This window comes from Pectobacterium odoriferum (assembly GCF_009931295.1).
Classification (GTDB): domain Bacteria; phylum Pseudomonadota; class Gammaproteobacteria; order Enterobacterales; family Enterobacteriaceae; genus Pectobacterium; species Pectobacterium odoriferum.
Genome location: NZ_CP034938.1, coordinates 1,008,187 through 1,024,361, shown reverse-complemented (window position 1 = coordinate 1,024,361; position 16,175 = coordinate 1,008,187). Strand labels below are relative to the sequence as shown.

The 16,175-nt window shown below is 52.6% G+C and carries 13 protein-coding genes and 4 pseudogenes; all 17 read right to left on the bottom strand.

Annotated features, from left to right (window positions below):
- Positions 1-46: 46 nt before the first annotated feature.
- Positions 47-274: pseudogene (locus tag EO763_RS23240) on the bottom strand (hypothetical protein); the annotation flags it as partial.
- Positions 275-309: 35 nt separating this feature from the next.
- Entirely contained in the window at positions 310-510 is a 201-nt protein-coding gene (locus EO763_RS23235; protein WP_103158486.1) for a hypothetical protein, read from the bottom strand.
- Entirely contained in the window at positions 507-764 is a 258-nt protein-coding gene (locus EO763_RS04580) for a PAAR domain-containing protein (protein ID WP_044209679.1), read from the bottom strand. The genes EO763_RS23235 and EO763_RS04580 overlap by 4 nt, the downstream gene beginning before the upstream one ends.
- Before the next feature lie 19 nt (positions 765-783).
- A complete protein-coding gene (locus EO763_RS04575; RefSeq protein WP_161528231.1) occupies positions 784-3,225 on the bottom strand; it encodes a T6SS phospholipase effector Tle1-like catalytic domain-containing protein in 2,442 nt (813 codons plus the stop codon).
- Positions 3,213-3,746 (bottom strand): T6SS immunity phospholipase A1-binding lipoprotein Tli1-KP, encoded by a 534-nt coding sequence (tli1, locus tag EO763_RS04570; protein ID WP_161528230.1) that lies wholly within the window; start codon positions 3,744-3,746, stop codon positions 3,213-3,215. The genes EO763_RS04575 and tli1 (EO763_RS04570) overlap by 13 nt, the downstream gene beginning before the upstream one ends.
- Positions 3,747-3,814: 68 nt before the next feature.
- Positions 3,815-4,348, bottom strand: a complete 534-nt coding sequence (gene tli1 / locus EO763_RS04565) for a T6SS immunity phospholipase A1-binding lipoprotein Tli1-KP (protein WP_161528229.1) — start codon at positions 4,346-4,348, stop codon at positions 3,815-3,817.
- A gap of 68 nt (positions 4,349-4,416) precedes the next feature.
- Complete coding sequence (gene tli1a, locus EO763_RS04560) at positions 4,417-4,887, bottom strand: Tli1a family immunity protein (protein ID WP_425281362.1); 471 nt, start codon at positions 4,885-4,887, stop codon at positions 4,417-4,419.
- A 348-nt stretch (positions 4,888-5,235) separates the two neighbouring features.
- Positions 5,236-8,690 (bottom strand): annotated as a pseudogene (locus EO763_RS04555) (ImcF-related family protein).
- On the bottom strand, positions 8,671-9,741 hold the full coding sequence (locus EO763_RS04550) for a hypothetical protein (RefSeq protein WP_244322061.1): 1,071 nt from the start codon (positions 9,739-9,741) through the stop codon (positions 8,671-8,673). Before EO763_RS04550 ends, EO763_RS04555 begins: the two are co-directional and overlap by 20 nt.
- Positions 9,742-9,809: 68 nt before the next feature.
- A complete protein-coding gene (locus EO763_RS04545) occupies positions 9,810-10,067 on the bottom strand; it encodes a PAAR domain-containing protein (RefSeq protein ID WP_103165004.1) in 258 nt (85 codons plus the stop codon).
- A 69-nt stretch (positions 10,068-10,136) separates the two neighbouring features.
- Positions 10,137-12,554 (bottom strand): T6SS phospholipase effector Tle1-like catalytic domain-containing protein, encoded by a 2,418-nt coding sequence (locus tag EO763_RS04540; protein WP_161528228.1) that lies wholly within the window; start codon positions 12,552-12,554, stop codon positions 10,137-10,139.
- Positions 12,542-13,080 (bottom strand): annotated as a pseudogene (gene tli1a / locus EO763_RS04535) (Tli1a family immunity protein). Before tli1a (EO763_RS04535) ends, EO763_RS04540 begins: the two are co-directional and overlap by 13 nt.
- Positions 13,068-13,655, bottom strand: a complete 588-nt coding sequence (gene tli1a / locus EO763_RS04530) for a Tli1a family immunity protein (RefSeq protein WP_161528227.1) — start codon at positions 13,653-13,655, stop codon at positions 13,068-13,070. Before tli1a (EO763_RS04530) ends, tli1a (EO763_RS04535) begins: the two are co-directional and overlap by 13 nt.
- On the bottom strand, positions 13,643-13,876 hold the full coding sequence (locus EO763_RS23895; protein ID WP_425281356.1) for a DUF3304 domain-containing protein: 234 nt from the start codon (positions 13,874-13,876) through the stop codon (positions 13,643-13,645). The genes tli1a (EO763_RS04530) and EO763_RS23895 overlap by 13 nt, the downstream gene beginning before the upstream one ends.
- Positions 13,836-14,180 carry a DUF3304 domain-containing protein gene (locus tag EO763_RS23890; protein WP_425281355.1) on the bottom strand — a complete coding sequence of 115 codons (345 nt, stop codon included), beginning with the start codon at positions 14,178-14,180 and terminating at the stop codon, positions 13,836-13,838. The genes EO763_RS23895 and EO763_RS23890 overlap by 41 nt, the downstream gene beginning before the upstream one ends.
- Positions 14,168-14,706, bottom strand: a pseudogene (gene tli1a, locus EO763_RS04520) (Tli1a family immunity protein). Before tli1a (EO763_RS04520) ends, EO763_RS23890 begins: the two are co-directional and overlap by 13 nt.
- A 687-nt stretch (positions 14,707-15,393) precedes the next feature.
- Entirely contained in the window at positions 15,394-16,173 is a 780-nt protein-coding gene (tla1, locus tag EO763_RS04515) for a toxin Tle1 chaperone Tla1 (RefSeq protein WP_161528226.1), read from the bottom strand.
- Between the last annotated feature and the right edge of the window lie 2 nt (positions 16,174-16,175).

Here is a 16,175-nt window from a genome sequence, read left to right as displayed (position 1 = left end):
ACTAACAGGTGACCTGTTATCTAAATCCGATTTATTCAACAAAGCCCAGCAGTCCATAAGCCACTTCGCGTCCGGTAACTTTTGCGGCTTTATGCTTGCGGGATACCGGCGGGATAACCTTGTCCTTAATCAATAACCGGAAGGCCATAAACCCCAGTACCAGCAGACTGAGCGCAATTCCCCAGACGATAAAACCAGCGGCGATAAGCGGGCGCAGCATTTCCCATTCCGTTGAACGGTCGGTCGTCCAAAGCCACCATGCCACCCCGCCCAGTTATCGTGTTATCAGGTTTGGCCCCGGCAAGCTCGCTATCTCAGCCAGCCAGCGCCCGACAGCAGCAGTACCACTAGGATAACGGCGGCCACCAGCGAGGTTTTCCCCTCGGCAGAGGGCAACAGTCCGCCAGCACCGCCGCCGATTAGCACCAGCAGTGCCGTGGCCGACAGCCACCTTGCAGTACCAGGCGGACGCGCCGTTTTGTACTCCGGATAATCAGGAACGGGCCTCACAGGTCAATATCGCAGTCAGGAAACGAGCTGACCAGCGTACAGCCGCAGGCACAGCGGTGGCCATGCAACGCTACTGGCTGTCCATCTACTGTGGTCAATGCGCTACCTTCAGCAATGGTGGTCATACCGTGTTTGTTACAGCGAACCGGATCCCCCTTACAGGCAAATCCCTGACCAAAACACTGGTAATGCCCTTCTAATACCTTGCCACCATATTCCCGCAGGCTGTCTCCTTTTCGGATGACTTCACTCATCAGTTCTCCTTTCTCTGTCTCAGGCAATAGTCGTCAGGACATCCTCAAGCCAGCCGGCTGGGATCGCGGCTTTCGCCCGCGCCAGCTGTTGTTCAGCCACAAGCGCCTTTCGCTGTGCAACCACCACGCCCGGCTCCCGGGTAAATGCCCGCAGCTGTTCCCCGCCTGGCAGTTCCGGCACGGCTTCACGGGTGATCCGATCCAGCACCTCAACCTGCAACGATCGTACTGCACCTGTCGCGGCCAGCCCTGCCAGCTTTCCGGTCAGGGTCTTTTGTCTGAAGCTCAGCACAACACCTGTGGTCAGGGTAGCAAACCCGACTAGATCGCCGGCGATCACCAGCGGTGACAGGGACTTATTACATTTGTCGCTGAAATAAATCATCCGGTAGCGGAAGTAGCCGCCCCACATCTCGCGCGTACCCAGCGCAGCGTGCATAAACCAGGCACGCGAGTCGTGTACCTGGTCGTCAAACAACGCCCTGACCAGCCCGGCTGGCTGTTCGGCATTACTGGCCTCACCGGCGGCAGGGAACAGGACCGCCACCCGGGCGTCTCCGTCAGCCTTCATCCGCCGGTATTCCTGGGGTTCATCATCGGTATTAAGAACGAAAATCATCGGCTGCAGCACGGTATCCAGCACCGCCTGCGCCAGGTTATCCGGGATACGGTAACCGTCGTTGTAATCCTTACCAAACTCCTTCGCCGCTTCAAATAACTGGGTTTGATCCATCTTTGGGTCAAAATCTTTAACCCCCGGATGAAGTACCAGCTCATTCATCTTGTCGGCGGGCTGTTTTACTCTCTGGTCCTGACGCTTTTCAAGCACCTTTTTCTGCTTCTCATTCCGTACTGCTTCTGCTGCCTTACGCGCGGCGGGCAGTGCTTCGGTATTGGTGGCGCGCTGATAGAATGGCGTTTTTAGCATCGAGCCTCTGGCATAGCGCTCTATACGCCAGGCGGTGATCCACGCAATCTGGTTTTCAACAACGGTTTCCAGACTACCGCTGGCGCGTGGTGGCTCGTATCGGGATGCCTCTTCAGGTGCGATTTTTTCTGGCGTGGTCTGATTCAGGGTGAGTTCGCGCCAGGCGTTGAAGCGCTGGACAAGATCTCCGTGAATCAGAAATTCTTTTAAAGAATCTAAAGACATCAACCGCCAGTTATCCGCCTTCTTATCACCGGGCAATGCTTGCTCAGGTATTTTTAATGGCGCGCCAGCGGAAAATGCTGAAGCATACATATCATGCAAGGCTATCTGTGATAGCAATAAAGCATCATCCTCACCATTAGCTTTACCCTGATCCCGCGGCGGATAACCACCACCAATATCCGAGTGCATCCCCGGGTAAACCACCTCGGTGACATAAGGCGGATATTTACCGTTACCCCGGCGCACCGAGTCCATCGGGAAGCAGAGGCGCTGCTCATGCCCGGAGACCAGATGTACGCATTTTTTTATCAGCCCACCATAGGTTTCATCACTCGGCAGCTCCATTGTGCCGTCAGCCCAGGACATATGCCCCTCAGCAATCGGCACTACGTGCGCTATCCCGACGGAGGCCACAGTATCCAGCAGCCCGAGAAACTCCACGCTGATGGGTAACTGCAGCTCACCAATCTGCAGACACTGCGGGGGATTTTCGCCTTCAGCCTTTGGCGGGGGCAGCAGCTCGCTCAGCCAGCGCACAAAGGCGCGTGCCGCCGCAGCACCGCGGGAAAAACCGTAAACGTACAGCTTGATACCTAACAGCTTCGGTTTTCCCGGCTCCGGCTGAGTCATTAATGTTTTCAGTTGCGGGGCTAAATCATTCAGTAAGCGACTGAACTCTTCATAACGGTTATGGCTACCGCCAAACCACAGCCGGTTCCAGCTGGTACCCATTTTGTCTATGGACTGTCGACTCTCTGCGGTGGTCAGCCATTTTTCCGTGGAACAAAATTTCAGTACATCAATAATGCGCAGCAGCGCCCAGTTAATACGCTCCTCGCCCTTGGTTGCGCCCACCAGTCCCATGGTGGAATAGTCCGGGTCGTTCACTTCCGGGAACGGGGTACCCACACCGGGCATGTAGAACTTAAAATATTTCCCTTCACCGTCTTCGGCATCATCTAACAGGGTGGTCTGCTCGCCAGTCGGTACCCCGCCCGCCGTACCGGTTCCGATAGTGGCACGAAACAGACGCGCGATATTGGTCGGATGCTTCGGATCAGACAGAAGCAGGTCATTGTTCAGGTTATTACCCGTACCGTCGAAAAACAGACTGATATGTAGCGTCTTGCAGCACGGCGGTTCCACACGTCGTCCGGCTGCAAGACACAACTCCTGACGGTAGAGCCGCTCGGCGCTGTTCTGCTGATGGCAACTTTGCCCGACCTGCAGCGCCTGCGTCGGCAGGCGTCCCTGCACCGGAAACGGCGGCGGTACCCAGGCTAAATCGGTTTCAGTTATTTCGGACATACTTTTGGCTCCTTCATCCTGATGGGCTCTTTTATCGGGTAGTTGGCATTTCTCGGCGACCAGCAACTGGTTGTCACCTTTACGTCATCGCAGGGCAAAAAGTGCACCGTGATACCGCAAACATCCTGGCCGTTATAGTCGGGGAGCGGGACGGTTTTGCTGTGCTGGCGATTCTGGGCACTCATCTTTTTCTCCCAGGCTTTATATTTTTCGTAATCAGCAAATCCAGGGAAACCTTCAGTCGATGCTTCCCCACTTTCCCAGTCAATACGCACCGTCATACCCGGCGTCCATCGGGCGGGCACGCTGTAGCAGCAGCCCCCGCCGCCGCCCTGAAACGGGCCGATAATGTCGATGCCCGACTGGTTATCAACGCTAAAGTGGTTAATCGCCCATTTGGTGTGGTTGATGGCTTTAATGGTTCCGCCGCCTCCACCGCCTGCGGCCTGAGCGGCAGGCTGCGAGCAGCCGGTTAACAGCAGCAATCCCGCCAGCAGCGGGCTTAACAATAAATGTTTCATCTGACTTTCCTTATAGAGGCAGGACTAAAGGGGAAATGGCAGCGGATCTCAGGCTAAATCGGTTTCCGTTATTTCGGACATACTTTTGGCTCCTTCATCCTGATGGGCTCTTTTATCGGGTAGGACGGACTGCCGTAGGTGTAACAGCTGGTTGTCACCTTTACGTCATCGCAGGGCAAAAAGTGCACCGTGATACCGCAGACATCCTGGCCGTTATAGTCGGGGAGCGGGACGGTTTTGCTGTGCTGACGATTCTGGGCTTTCATTTTCCTGGCCCAGGCGAGATATTTTTCTCTGTCCTGATAACCGGGAAATCCATCCATATCCCCCACCCCGGTTTCCCAGTCAATACGCACCGCCATACCCTGCGTCCATCGGGCGGGCACGCTGTAGCAGCAGCCCCCTCCGCCGCCCTGAAACGGGCCAATAATGTCAATACCCGACTGGTTATCGACACTGAAGTGGTTAATTGCCCATTTGGTGTGGTTGATGGCGTCAATGGTGCCGCCGCCTCCACCGCCTGCGGCCTGAGCGGCAGGCTGCGAACAGCCGGTTAACAGCAGCAATCCCGCCAGCAGCGGGCTTAACAATAAATGTTTCATCTGACTTTCCTTATAGAAGCAGGACTAAAGGGGAAATGGCAGCGGAGCTCAGGCTAAATCGGTTTCCGTTATTTCGGACATACTTTTGGCTCCTTCATCCTGATGGGCTCTTTTATCGGGTAGTTGGCATTTCTCGGCGACCAGCAACTGGTTGTCACCTTTACGTCATCGCAGGGCAAAAAGTGCACCGTGATACCGCAAACATCCTGGCCGTTATAGTCGGGGAGCGGGACGGTTTTGCTGTGCTGACGTTCTTGAGCCTTAATATTCCTAGCCCACTCTAAGAACTTCTTCTCATCTGCATAGCCTGGGAAACCAGCGGATGAACCCTGCCCGGTTTCCCAGTCAATACGCACCGCCATACCCGGCGTCCATCGGGCGGGCACGCTGTAACAGCAGCCGCCACCGCCACCCTGAAACGGGCCAATAATGTCGATACCCGACTGGTTATCGACGCTGAAGTGGTTAATCGCCCATTTGGTATGGTTGATGGTAATCAGCGATTTTTCACCGCCGTACAGCACATCCGCCAGCGCCAGCGCGGTTTCGGTCTTGCCCACACCACTCGGGCCAACCAGCAGGAACACGCCCTGCGGGCCGTTCTCTGACGTCAGTCCGGTCTTCGCCGCGCGCAGGCGCTGGGCGATGGCCTCAAGGGAAACATCCTGGCCGACGACACGGCTGCCAATTTCATTTTCCAGCGTCAGCAGTTCGGTCTGCTCGTCTTTCATCAGGGAAGACAGCGGTACGCCGGTCCAGTCGGCAATCACGTTGGCAACCGTACGGGTGTCCACATCCACCGTACAGCACATCGCCTTGCTGCGCCTGTTGCCGCAACTGAGTATCGTCAGCCTGACAGGCGGTGACCAGATTCTGCAAAATGCTCATTATTCGACTCCATCCATGTCACTGTTTCCAGTGTTGGCCATCAGCGCCTGAGCGGTGGCCGCGCTGTCGACACTGAATATTTGATCCGGCAGCGTGAAACCGCGCAGCTCCAGTAGCGCCAGCGGACCTTTCCCGAGTTGTGAGCGCAGGACCCACTGCAGGGTCCGTCCGTCCGGGGCGGTAAAGCTCATCATCCACTGGCTGCGGTCACGCTGCTGGCGCTTGCCCTGGTCCAGCCAGCGAATAAAGCCCCAGGTCCCGCTGTAATCTCCGAACAGGCGCGCACCAGCGTTGACCGTGGTCCAGGTCAGCATGGTTCCCGGCTTGTACGTCTCTCCCGGCCAGCGGAACGACTGCCAGTCGGCCATCTGATTAAAGTAATGGAGCGCCTGACCATCAATAGTGAGCTGAGTTTCCACGACTTCCGGTACCGGCCGTGCCTGCAACTCAAAACTGATACCCTGCGCTCCATCGGTAAACAGAATGTCGGAAAGCTGGCTGAGTTGGTTCACCGCTTTCAGGAAGGCAGGGTTAAAGGTCAGCCCCTGGCTGTTGACCTTATCCGGTACCCACTGGCTGCCCTCTTTGTGCAGCACACCGCTGAGCTCTGTCGTCAGAAAACGCTCAATACGTCCGCTGTCTTTACGCAAAAACTCAGCCAGCATTGGCAGGGAGGCATCACTTTTACTCGCCGCAAACGGGAAGCGCCCGTCAAAGGCGGTGTGCCAGTTCGCCACCACGGAGCGGTTCCATTTGTCATTCAGGCTCGCCGCCGACGGCTGAAGCACCGTCTCCCAGGCCTGGAGCAGCGGCTGCACAAACATTGTGCTGCCAAATCCGCTCCACTCCTCGCCAAGGCTTGCTGAAATCAAACTGCCGTACTGCTGGGTGTCGGTCAGGTCCACGCTTTTGCCCTGAAACACGGTCTGCGCCAGGGTCTGCATCATCGCCTGCGGGTCAGAGGCGCTGGCCACCTGTTGCAGACGCAAACGCACGCGGGTGATGCGGGTCAGATACGTCTGCAGGCTCAGTGAGTTGTCAGCCGACATGACGTTACTGCCCTTGTTTTTACCCAGAAGCTGAAGCAGGGGGCCAAAAGTTTCATCGAGTGGCCCCTGCGGCCCTGACGCAGACTGGTCAATCGCAGGTTTGTCTTTTCCGCCTACCAGGTCTTTAGCCGATTTGATGATGGAATCCGAAAGGCCTTCGCTTTGCTGGCCGGTCTGTCCCTGCCAGGCGAGGGTATTCATCAGGGCAATCAGTGGCGACTGGCGGACATCGCTCATCAGCGTCAGCTGGTCGGTGACGTCCGCAATGTTGTTTGCCGGGTTAAGTCGCAGGCTGTTGAGGAAGCTCAGCCAGCTGCCGGCAAAGTCGGTGAAGTAACGTTGCGTCAGACGCGCTTTCAGGGCTTCCGGCGACAGGTCAGCTGATACAGCCTGATGGGAATCACTCAGCACCCAGTCAATTTCATCCCGGCGGGAGTTTGCGGCCTTTTCGATAGCCTGCTGAATGCCCCCTTCCCATGCCTGGCGGGTGAACATGCCCGGCACCACCTCCCCGATGGTGAACAGTCGCCGCGCATCGGTGCCGCTGGTCATGTCTTCCAGAGAGACATCGGCGAAGTTACGACGCACGGATTTGAGCATGTTCTCATACAGCGTGCTTTCCGCATTGCGACGACCAATTTGTTCCAACAGCACCTGACGTGCCTGCGCCACCAGCCCGGCATCCGGCGTGATTTTCCACTGAGGCTGCTTCGGTAATTCGTTGATGTAGAAGGCCCACAAATCCGGCGACAGGCTTTGCCACAGGCCGGTTGAGATACCCATCCGCGTTGGCTGCACGGCTTTCAGGGTCTGCGCGTAATACGCACCGTCGGCCTTATCCGGACGAGCCATCATCAGCCAGGCTTTCAGCTGGTCATAGCCGGTCTTCGCCAATTCGCCGCGCAGTGGGCTGGCCGGTGGCAGGTTGGCCAGCCTGCTGATTTTTTGCTGTAACGCCTCATTTGCCGGGTCGCGGATCAAACGGTTACTGGCAACACCGTACCAGGGCAGCATGGCAGCAAGCAGCCGGGAATTGTGGTCAAGACCAAAACGCTGATACCAGGGAGATCCTTCCTGAACACGATATTTAAGACGCCCGGCGTCATTGCGCAAATCATGCAGCGCCGTTAGCTGTTGGTCTGATACCGAAGGATGCTCAACCAGCGCGTGAGATTTTACGGCCACCGAGACAATTTGCTGGCGGTTGACGGCAAACGACAGCAGCAAACCTGCGGCCCATCCCCCCAGTACGGTCAATACTGCCCAGGCCAGCGTACGCTCCCAGGCCATGCCGACGCGGCGACCGCGTACGCGGGTACAGTCGTCCGTCACCCCTTGCCAGCGTGCAGGAAGAGCCAGCGCATGTCTGTGGGAAGAAGAGAAGAGCATGCCGGCTTCGTCAGCCGCTTTTTCGCCGTCCGCTGAAGCCGCTTCTGGCAGGCTAAACACCAGACCCCGCAGCGGAACGCGTTGCTGACTGGCATACAGCCAGGGTGTCAGTTGTTGTGTCCAGCGGGCAATGCCCCCCGCATTCAGGTGCTGGCCCAGCCTTAACAGGAAGTCGTGACTGTTGTTTTCAACCACCTGACTCATGCCCTGAGCATTCAGTGCAGGCAGCAGGTTTTCCAACTGGCGAGTGATATCATCGGGTTTAGCACGCAGTGGGAAGAATGCGCCCACCGCCTGTTCAGTGCGTCCGTTCTGCGACCAGTCGCTGTCGCAGAGTTGCCACAGCCAGACGGGCGGCTGATAACGCAGCAGCTCACCGATTTTTTCCAGCCCGCGTAAATCGTTATCACTGATTTGTGATGTCAGGTTAAGCGACTCAGGCATAACACGGACAATCCCGTCCAGAGGACGCCCGCGGCGCAGTTTACGCAGCGCGGTATATTTTCTGCATCAATTTCTGCCGTCAGACTCCCGCCATAAATCAGAACGGTACGGTGACCTTCCAGCCACTGATTTTCCCGTAAACCGGGGGTAAGCTGGTCGATGGCGTCCGGTTCTCCGGTAACCAATAGCAAACGGGTTTTACGGCGCCAAAACCAGCCATGGCGTTTGCATAAAGTACGCGCTATCTCGCTCACCAACGGCAGAGGTTTTATCTTTCTCTTCTTTGCCAGGGAATGCTGTTCCAGCGTTGATGAACGCTTAATCCGACTGACAATCCAAAGATGTATCGCCAGAAAAACCAAAGAAACCACACATGCCAACGCAATCCAGATAAGACCACTGACCAGCAGAACAGGGTAGATAACCGACCATTCCACCACGTGGTCCTCTACAAAGAACCAGTAAATCAATCCTCCCAGTAAAATAAGAAACGTGATCGCTACAGCGGCGAGCACGACGGTAAACGCGACAGAAACTCCTTCGTTCTGAAGTTTATCCTTGCTGGTTTCCATGAGGTTTAACAATTCCAAGGGCTAGGGGATGTAAAAAATCCGTGGCTATCCAGCCACAGGGTTGTGACTGGCTCTGCGCATAAATGGCAGCAAGGGAGATAACAATCAGGGCATCCAGTTTTCCTGTATATCCCCAGTAGTTGTCCTGTAAATGGTGGGTCATGTTCCAGCCACTGACCGCCAGAGCAGGTTGTTCTGGATGAGAAAAAAGCATGCAGGTATCAGGTGATGCATCAAGCTCACTTTGCCTCTGGGCCCGTTCACAGACCTGTTCCAGTGACTCCGTGGCGCAAGGGTCATAAAACTCGCCCCGGGATAACATGACTGGCCCATCAGAACCCGCAAGCCACAGTACCGCCGCTTCTCCGGCTGCTCGCTGCGCTTGCGAAGATGCGGGTTCCGACTGACATCCAGCAATAAGATACTCAGTGCCGTTTTCATCCGCGCTCAGAGCGGCAGCAATACCAGACAACGTATTTTCCCCCTGCCAGAATTCCGGTGTTGCAGGAAGCGTAATTCCGGGGAACGATTTCATCGCCTGATCAGAGAATACCTGCCAGGCACTTTCACTGCCCAGCCAGAAACAGCGTTGCGGTGAGGTAAGTTTTTTACCTTCTCGCTGGTTTTTCCACTGCAGTACCAGCATTCGGACTAGTTGATGTTCACGTTCGCTAACATCAGGAGAAAAGATTCGTGCAACGCGCAGCGCCAAACCGTTCGCCTCCTGGCGTTCAACAGGCGGCTTTTGTTCACGCTGCAGCAGGCGCAACCAGTCAACCCTTTCGGCACCGGCAGGACCAATCAACACTACGTCCTGCAGAGAAAAATGCCGGCGGTGCTGATACCACCAGTGGTTATGCACTTCAGCCACCTCCTGCTGCCAGGTGGCCGAGTGGTGAACAGAGAACCGGTAATAAAGCAGAGAAAAGAGCCAGCAAAAACTGATGAACAGCATTGTGGAGAGCATTCCTGCAAGGATGATACCGACACCCGTATTCGCTCCACGCAAGAGCGCAATGCCTGCCCCTGCGAACAGAACCAGCAGCGCCATCGTACCCAGCCAGCGCTTTGCTGCTGGCGGTTTCGCGACGTGATAGTCAGGAAAATGAGGGAGCGGCCTCATTGCGCGATGCTGCAATCGGGAAAAGAGCTCACCAGCGAGCAACCACAGGCGCAGCGATGTCCGTGAAGCGCGACAGGTTGACCATCAATTTTTGACAGTGCACAGCCTTCAGCAATGGTCGTCATTCCATGTTTATTACATTTAACGGGATCGCCTTTAGTCGCAATACCTTTGCCAAAACAAAGGTAATGTCCTGCCAGGACTTTGCCACCATATTCACGCAAACCATCCCCCTCACGTATCACTTGTTTCATCCGAACTCCTTGTATTACTGAACCGCTATTTTGGCTTCAAACCAAAGCCAGACATCACCCCTGTGCCAATTAAGACCACAGGGAGGCTATCGTCGATTTAGTGCTTGCCAGTTTTTCTGCTTCCCGTGATTTTTGCCGGTGCGCAATGATTTCTGCGGGTTCATTTGTCAATGCAGGCTGAGAAGGAAAATCAGACACCATGGCAACAGGAATATCGGTGGGGTTATTTATCACTGAAATATTTTGTTTTATCTCGGGAATAGAATCTTCATCGCTGCCACCCGTATACCTCTTAACTTTTTCAATATATAAACTTCCATAAGGAACGACGTCTTTAAATCCCCTGTCAATATAGCGGCCAAATTTTACCAGTGGCGTGATATTTTTACTCAATAGCTCACCAAAATAGATCATCCGATAGAGAAAATAACTGCCCCACGGCTCCCTCGCCGACAACATGGCATGCAAAAACCAGGCTCTGGAATCATGGACCTGATCGTCAAACAGTGCCCTGACCAGCCCGCCAGGCTGTTGCACATTACTGCCTTCTCCCTGGGCGGGAAATAGCAAATCAAACCTGTCGTTAGCCGATTTTTTTATCTGTCTGTATTCTCTGGCAGCATCATCATCGCTGAAGGTATAAACGAGGTTACTTAATATCTCCGAACCTGAATATACCCAGTTTCCTGTCTGGGCTCGGCGTTTTACCTGATAGTCAGCACGAAACTCCTCAGCGGCCTCACCGAGTTGCGTTTGCGCTATGGCGGGCTCGAAATCTTTTTGCCCGGGAGGGAAGGGAATATAGCTATCTTTTTTAGATGACTCACGCATCTTGAGACGGATTTTTGTTATTTCCCATTGTTTTTCATCGCGTATTCTTTCGGACTCTGCGCGTACTTTAGGGTCACTGTCTTTATTCATTCCGTTTGCCGCTGAATCTTTATAAAAACGCTGCATTTTATAAGTGCCGTGCGCATAGCGGCCTATGCGCCATGCGGTTATCCAGGCAATCTGGTCATCCAGCGCGTTAATAATATTGACGGGTGCGCGTTCAGGAACGTATTTGGCTGCATCTTCGTCGCTTATTTCTTTCTGAGATGATGAGATATTTAATGTTAATTCACGCCAAGAATTAAATCTTTTAATTATTTCTGAGGATATTTCAAATTCACCACCCAGATCAAAAGGCATCGTTCGCCAAATATCTTTGGTAAAATCAGGAGGCAATACTTGCTTAGGAACCTTCAATGGTGCTCCTGCAAAAAATGCCGATGCATATATATCATGCAAAGCAATCTGTGATAATAAATAAATATCATCATCACTAATTGCTTTACCCTGATCTCCTGGTGGATAACCACCGCCAATATCGGAGTGCATACCGGGGTAAACCACTTCTGTTGCATAAGAGGGGTAGGTGCCATCATGGCGGCAAATAGAATCCAGCGGGAAGCTGAGCCGCTGCTCATGGGCAGAGACTAAATGCACACAATGTTTAATCAGGCCGTTATCGGGCAGTTCCATCGCACCATCGGCCCAGCCCATATGACCTTCCGCGATGGGGGCAATATGGGCAAGCCCGACGGACGCCACCGTATCCAGCAGCCCGAGAAATTCGACGCTCAGCGGAATTTTCCAGTCGGCCGCTTCCAGCGTCAGGCAGAGCTCTGGCTTAGCGTCTTTTCTAAAACCGCCGGGCAGCAGTTTAACCAGCCAGTTAATAAACGCTCTCGCTGCCGCCGCCCCGCGGGAAAAGCCGTAAACATAAAGCTTAATGCCCAACAGCTTTGGCTTACCGGGTTCCGGCTGGCTCAGTGCCAGCTTCAGGTTTGGTACCAGCTCTTTTAACAACCGCTGAAATTCTGTCAGGCGCAGCCTGGGGCCAAGAGGTGCGGGAGAGCCAATACGTGGGGTCATGGCCTCTACCGCTTGCCAGCTTTCATCATCGGATAATTCAGGCAACCCCAGCGTACGCCTTAGCGCATCAATAATACGAATTAACCCCCAGTTAATTCTCTCTTCTCCATAACGGGCAGCCGCCATGCCAGATATGCTGTAATCCAGATCTGACACCTCCGGGAACGGCGTGCCGACGCCGGGAATATAGTACTTATAATATTTATTGCCTGCGGTTCCGGCTAAATCAACCAGCTCTTCGCTATGCCCCTGCACGCCACCGGCATACCCCTGGCCAATAGTGGCGCGGAATAAGCGGGCAATATTGGTCGGATGTTTAGGGTCAGCAAGATAAAGATCGTTATTCAGATTATTACCGGTACCATCAAAAAACAGGCTGATATGCAGGGTTTTACAACATGGTGGCTCGACCAGGCGGCCAGCAGCCATGCAAAGCTCATTACGATAGGCCAGCTCGTGGCTGTCCTGTTGCTTACAATTTTGCCCCACCAGCGAGGCTTGAGTCGGCAATCGCCCCTGTTGGGGAAATTCTGGCGGATACCAGGCTAAATCAGGGTTCATTTTGGACATACTGCTGGCTCCTCCATTTGGATCGGATCCTTAATCGGGTAGTTCGGATTGCCGTAGCCGTTACAACTGGTGGTGACTTTTATCCGATCGCAGGGTAAAAAGTGAACGGTAATACCGCAGGTCTTTTGCCCGGTATAGTCGGGTAAGGGAACAATCCTGCTATGTTCCCGGTTCTGCGCCTTCATTTTTTTTTTCCATGCCAAATATTTAGCATCGTCCCCAAATCCCGGGAATCCTTCCATATCCCCAGCCCCCGTTTGCCAGTCCACTTTTACTGTCATACCGGGCTGCCATTTAGGCGGAACACCGTAACAGCAGCCCCCGCCCCGCCCTGATAAGGGCCAATAATATCGATACCGGACTGCCCATCAACGCTGAACTGATTTATCGCCCAGTGGGTGTGGTTTATCGCTTTAATGGTACCGCCACCGCCGCTGACACTCCCGGCTTCAGCAGGCCGGTCACAGCCGCTGAGTAACAGCGCCATGGTTATCAGCATTAAAAGGGATGAATTTATTTTGCACATACTGCTGGCTCCTCCATTTGAATCGGATCCTTAATCGGGTAATTCGGATTGCCGTAGCCGTAACAGCTGGTGGTGACTTTTATTTGATCGCAGGGTAAAAAGTGGACTTTTATTCCACAGGTTTTCTGCTCGGTATAGTCGGGTACAGGTACTATTTTTGTATGCTCTCTATTGAGCGTTTTGATTTTTTTATACCACACTTCTTTTTCATCAAAATATGCTTGCCATACCTGATGAGAAGCCTTAGCGTTAGGACGTTGTGGCTCTGGAATTTCAGGGACATCGCTGGCAAAAGCCACACCCGTTTGCCAGTCCACTTTTACCGTCATACCGGGCTGCCATTTAGGCGGAACGCCGTAACAGCAGCCCCCGCCTCCGCCCTGGTAAGGGCCAATAATATCGATCCCGGATTGCCCATCGACACTGAACTGATTTATCGCTCGGTGGGTATGGTTAATCGCTTCAATGGTGCCGCCACCGCCGCTAACACTCTCGGCTTCAGCAGGTCGGTCACAGCCGGTGAGTAACAACGCCATGGTTATCAGCATTAAAAGGGATGAATTTATTTTGCACATACTGCTGGCTCCTCCATTTGGATCGGATCCTTAATCGGGTAATTCGGATTGCCGTAGCCGTAACAGCTGGTGGTGACTTTTATTTGATCGCAGGGTAAAAAATGAACGGTAATGCCGCAGGTCTTTTGCCCGGTATAATCCGGTAATGGGACAATTTGGCTAAGCTGACGACTTTGAGAATCAATTTTTTTCCCATGCCAAATATTTAGCTCGATCTTCATACCCAGGGAAATCCATTGAATAGCCAACCCCTGTTTGCCAGTCCACTTTTACCGTCATACCGGGCTGCCATTTAGGCGGAACACCGTAACAGCAACCGCCGCCGCCGCCCTGATATGGGCTAATAATATCGATACCGGATTGCCCATCGACGCTGAACTGATTTATCGCCCAGTGGGTGTGGTTTATCGCTTTAATGGTACCGCCACCGCCGCTGACACTCCCGGCTTCAGCAGGCCAGTCACAGCCGCTGAGTAACAGCGCCATGGTTATCAGCATTAAAAGGGATGAATTTATTTTGCACATACTGCTGGCTCCTCCATTTGAATCGGATCCTTAATCGGGTAATTCGGGTTGCCGTAGCCGTCACAGCTGGTGGTGACTTTTATTTGATCGCAGGGTAAAAAATGAACGGTAATGCCGCAGGTCTTTTGCCCGGTATAATCCGGTAATGGAACGATTTGGCTATGCTCGCGATGACTTTCCTTTATTTTTTTTCCCAAATTAAATATTTAACGTTGTCCTTAAAGCCTGGGAAATCTTTTGTCGACGCCTCTCCCGTTTCCCAGTCCACTTTTACTGTCATACCGGGCTGCCATTTAGGCGGAACACCGTAACAGCAGCCCCCACCGCCGCCCTGATATGGGCCAATAATATCGATACCGGACTGCCCATCAACGCTGAACTGATTTATCGCCCAGTGGGTGTGGTTTATCGCTTTAATGGTGCCGCCACCGCCGCTGACACTCCCGGCTTCAGCAGGTCGGTCACAGCCAGTGAGTAACAACGCCATGGTTATCAGCATTAAAAGGGATGAATTTATTTTGGACATACTGCTGGCTCCTCCATTTGAATCGGATCCTTAATCGGGTAATTCGGATTGCCGTAGCCACCCTGATAGTGGTAAATTTTATTGATCGTCACTATCCAGAGATAATACCTGCTCCATTTCGCTATATATTATTCAGAACAATCATGCCATTTATTAATACCATCAATTACTCATTAAAATGAGATCTTCAATTAACCCCTAACTCCGCTCAGCTTAGTAAAATAAAGTCTTTCGACCTTTTCTTTATGTTTTTTAAAGATCTTATGATATTTAAAAAATCACCAATTAAATAAAAAATAAAATCCACATCCCAATGGTGAGATAAATGGCAAGACACATAGCCAGCAATGCTTCACAAACAACGGGAATCTATTGTAAGTCCCGCTTATAATAATTGTATTCAACCCGATTGAAAAAAGCAGAAAAAAATACAATGTAAGCCATAAGAAGTAAAGCAGCATACCCAGACCTAAGATATTCTCCGTATAAAAAAAAACAAAACCTACCACCGAGTAAATTATTAATATAGCCAAAAGAAACACTTGTGCTAAAGTTAATAAAATGATTTTTTCATACATTATATCCATTATTTGATAAAGACGGATGAACACCGTTTATACCCACCCTACTTCAAGTTGCCTGGGTGTTGCTGGCGCTCTCGGCTTCTGTTGGCTGGTTATGTGGATATCATATTGTAGGCTTTCTCTGTTCAGCCAGATAATTGATCACCCACTTATCACGTTTATCATCAAACAGAATTTTTTCATGCGTTGCGGATAACATCGCTTCAAAACAGGCAGTAAACGCTATCTCTTCCGAGTTGAACAACCCCTGAGGCAACGGCTGATATCCCAGAAACTGTTTTGCATCGCACAAACACATCAGGCTTTCAAACTGGCTGTCAGTGAACATAGTTGGTTCACAAGCTTCATCTTCATCCAAACCGGCCCCATTTCCCTCAAGCAATGCTGGTTTTCCATCTCTGTCCTGCCAGCTCCAAAAAAGAACGGGTCTGTGTAGCTGATTTGTCTGCTCACTATCGAGAACATGGGTGAATAAAAACGAGAACAGACGCGTATCCCAGAAGCGAAAGATACCTGGCCGCCCTTCATGTCGTGCATCCACGCAGCGTGTTAGCCAACCAGCCAACGCTTCAAATGGCCAGGATGAACTCAGTACCAGTAACGGTGCCGTTACCGCCGCTTCATGAGCCAGCGCGTACAGCCACTGCACCTGCTGAATATCACTCAATTCAATACGCACCAACAAAGGCGCATCTTCAGGATAAATATTTTCCGGCAATCCCTGATAAAGGGACTGCCATTTTATCGCAGGGGAAAAACCGGAAAGTGCCGGTATGACAGAAACGTTAATACCGCACTGATCGATAATGATATCGATATTACCCTGGCTAATATGCTGGCAAGTCTCCTGGATCTTATCCAACCAAATAGTAGTGTTATCCATAT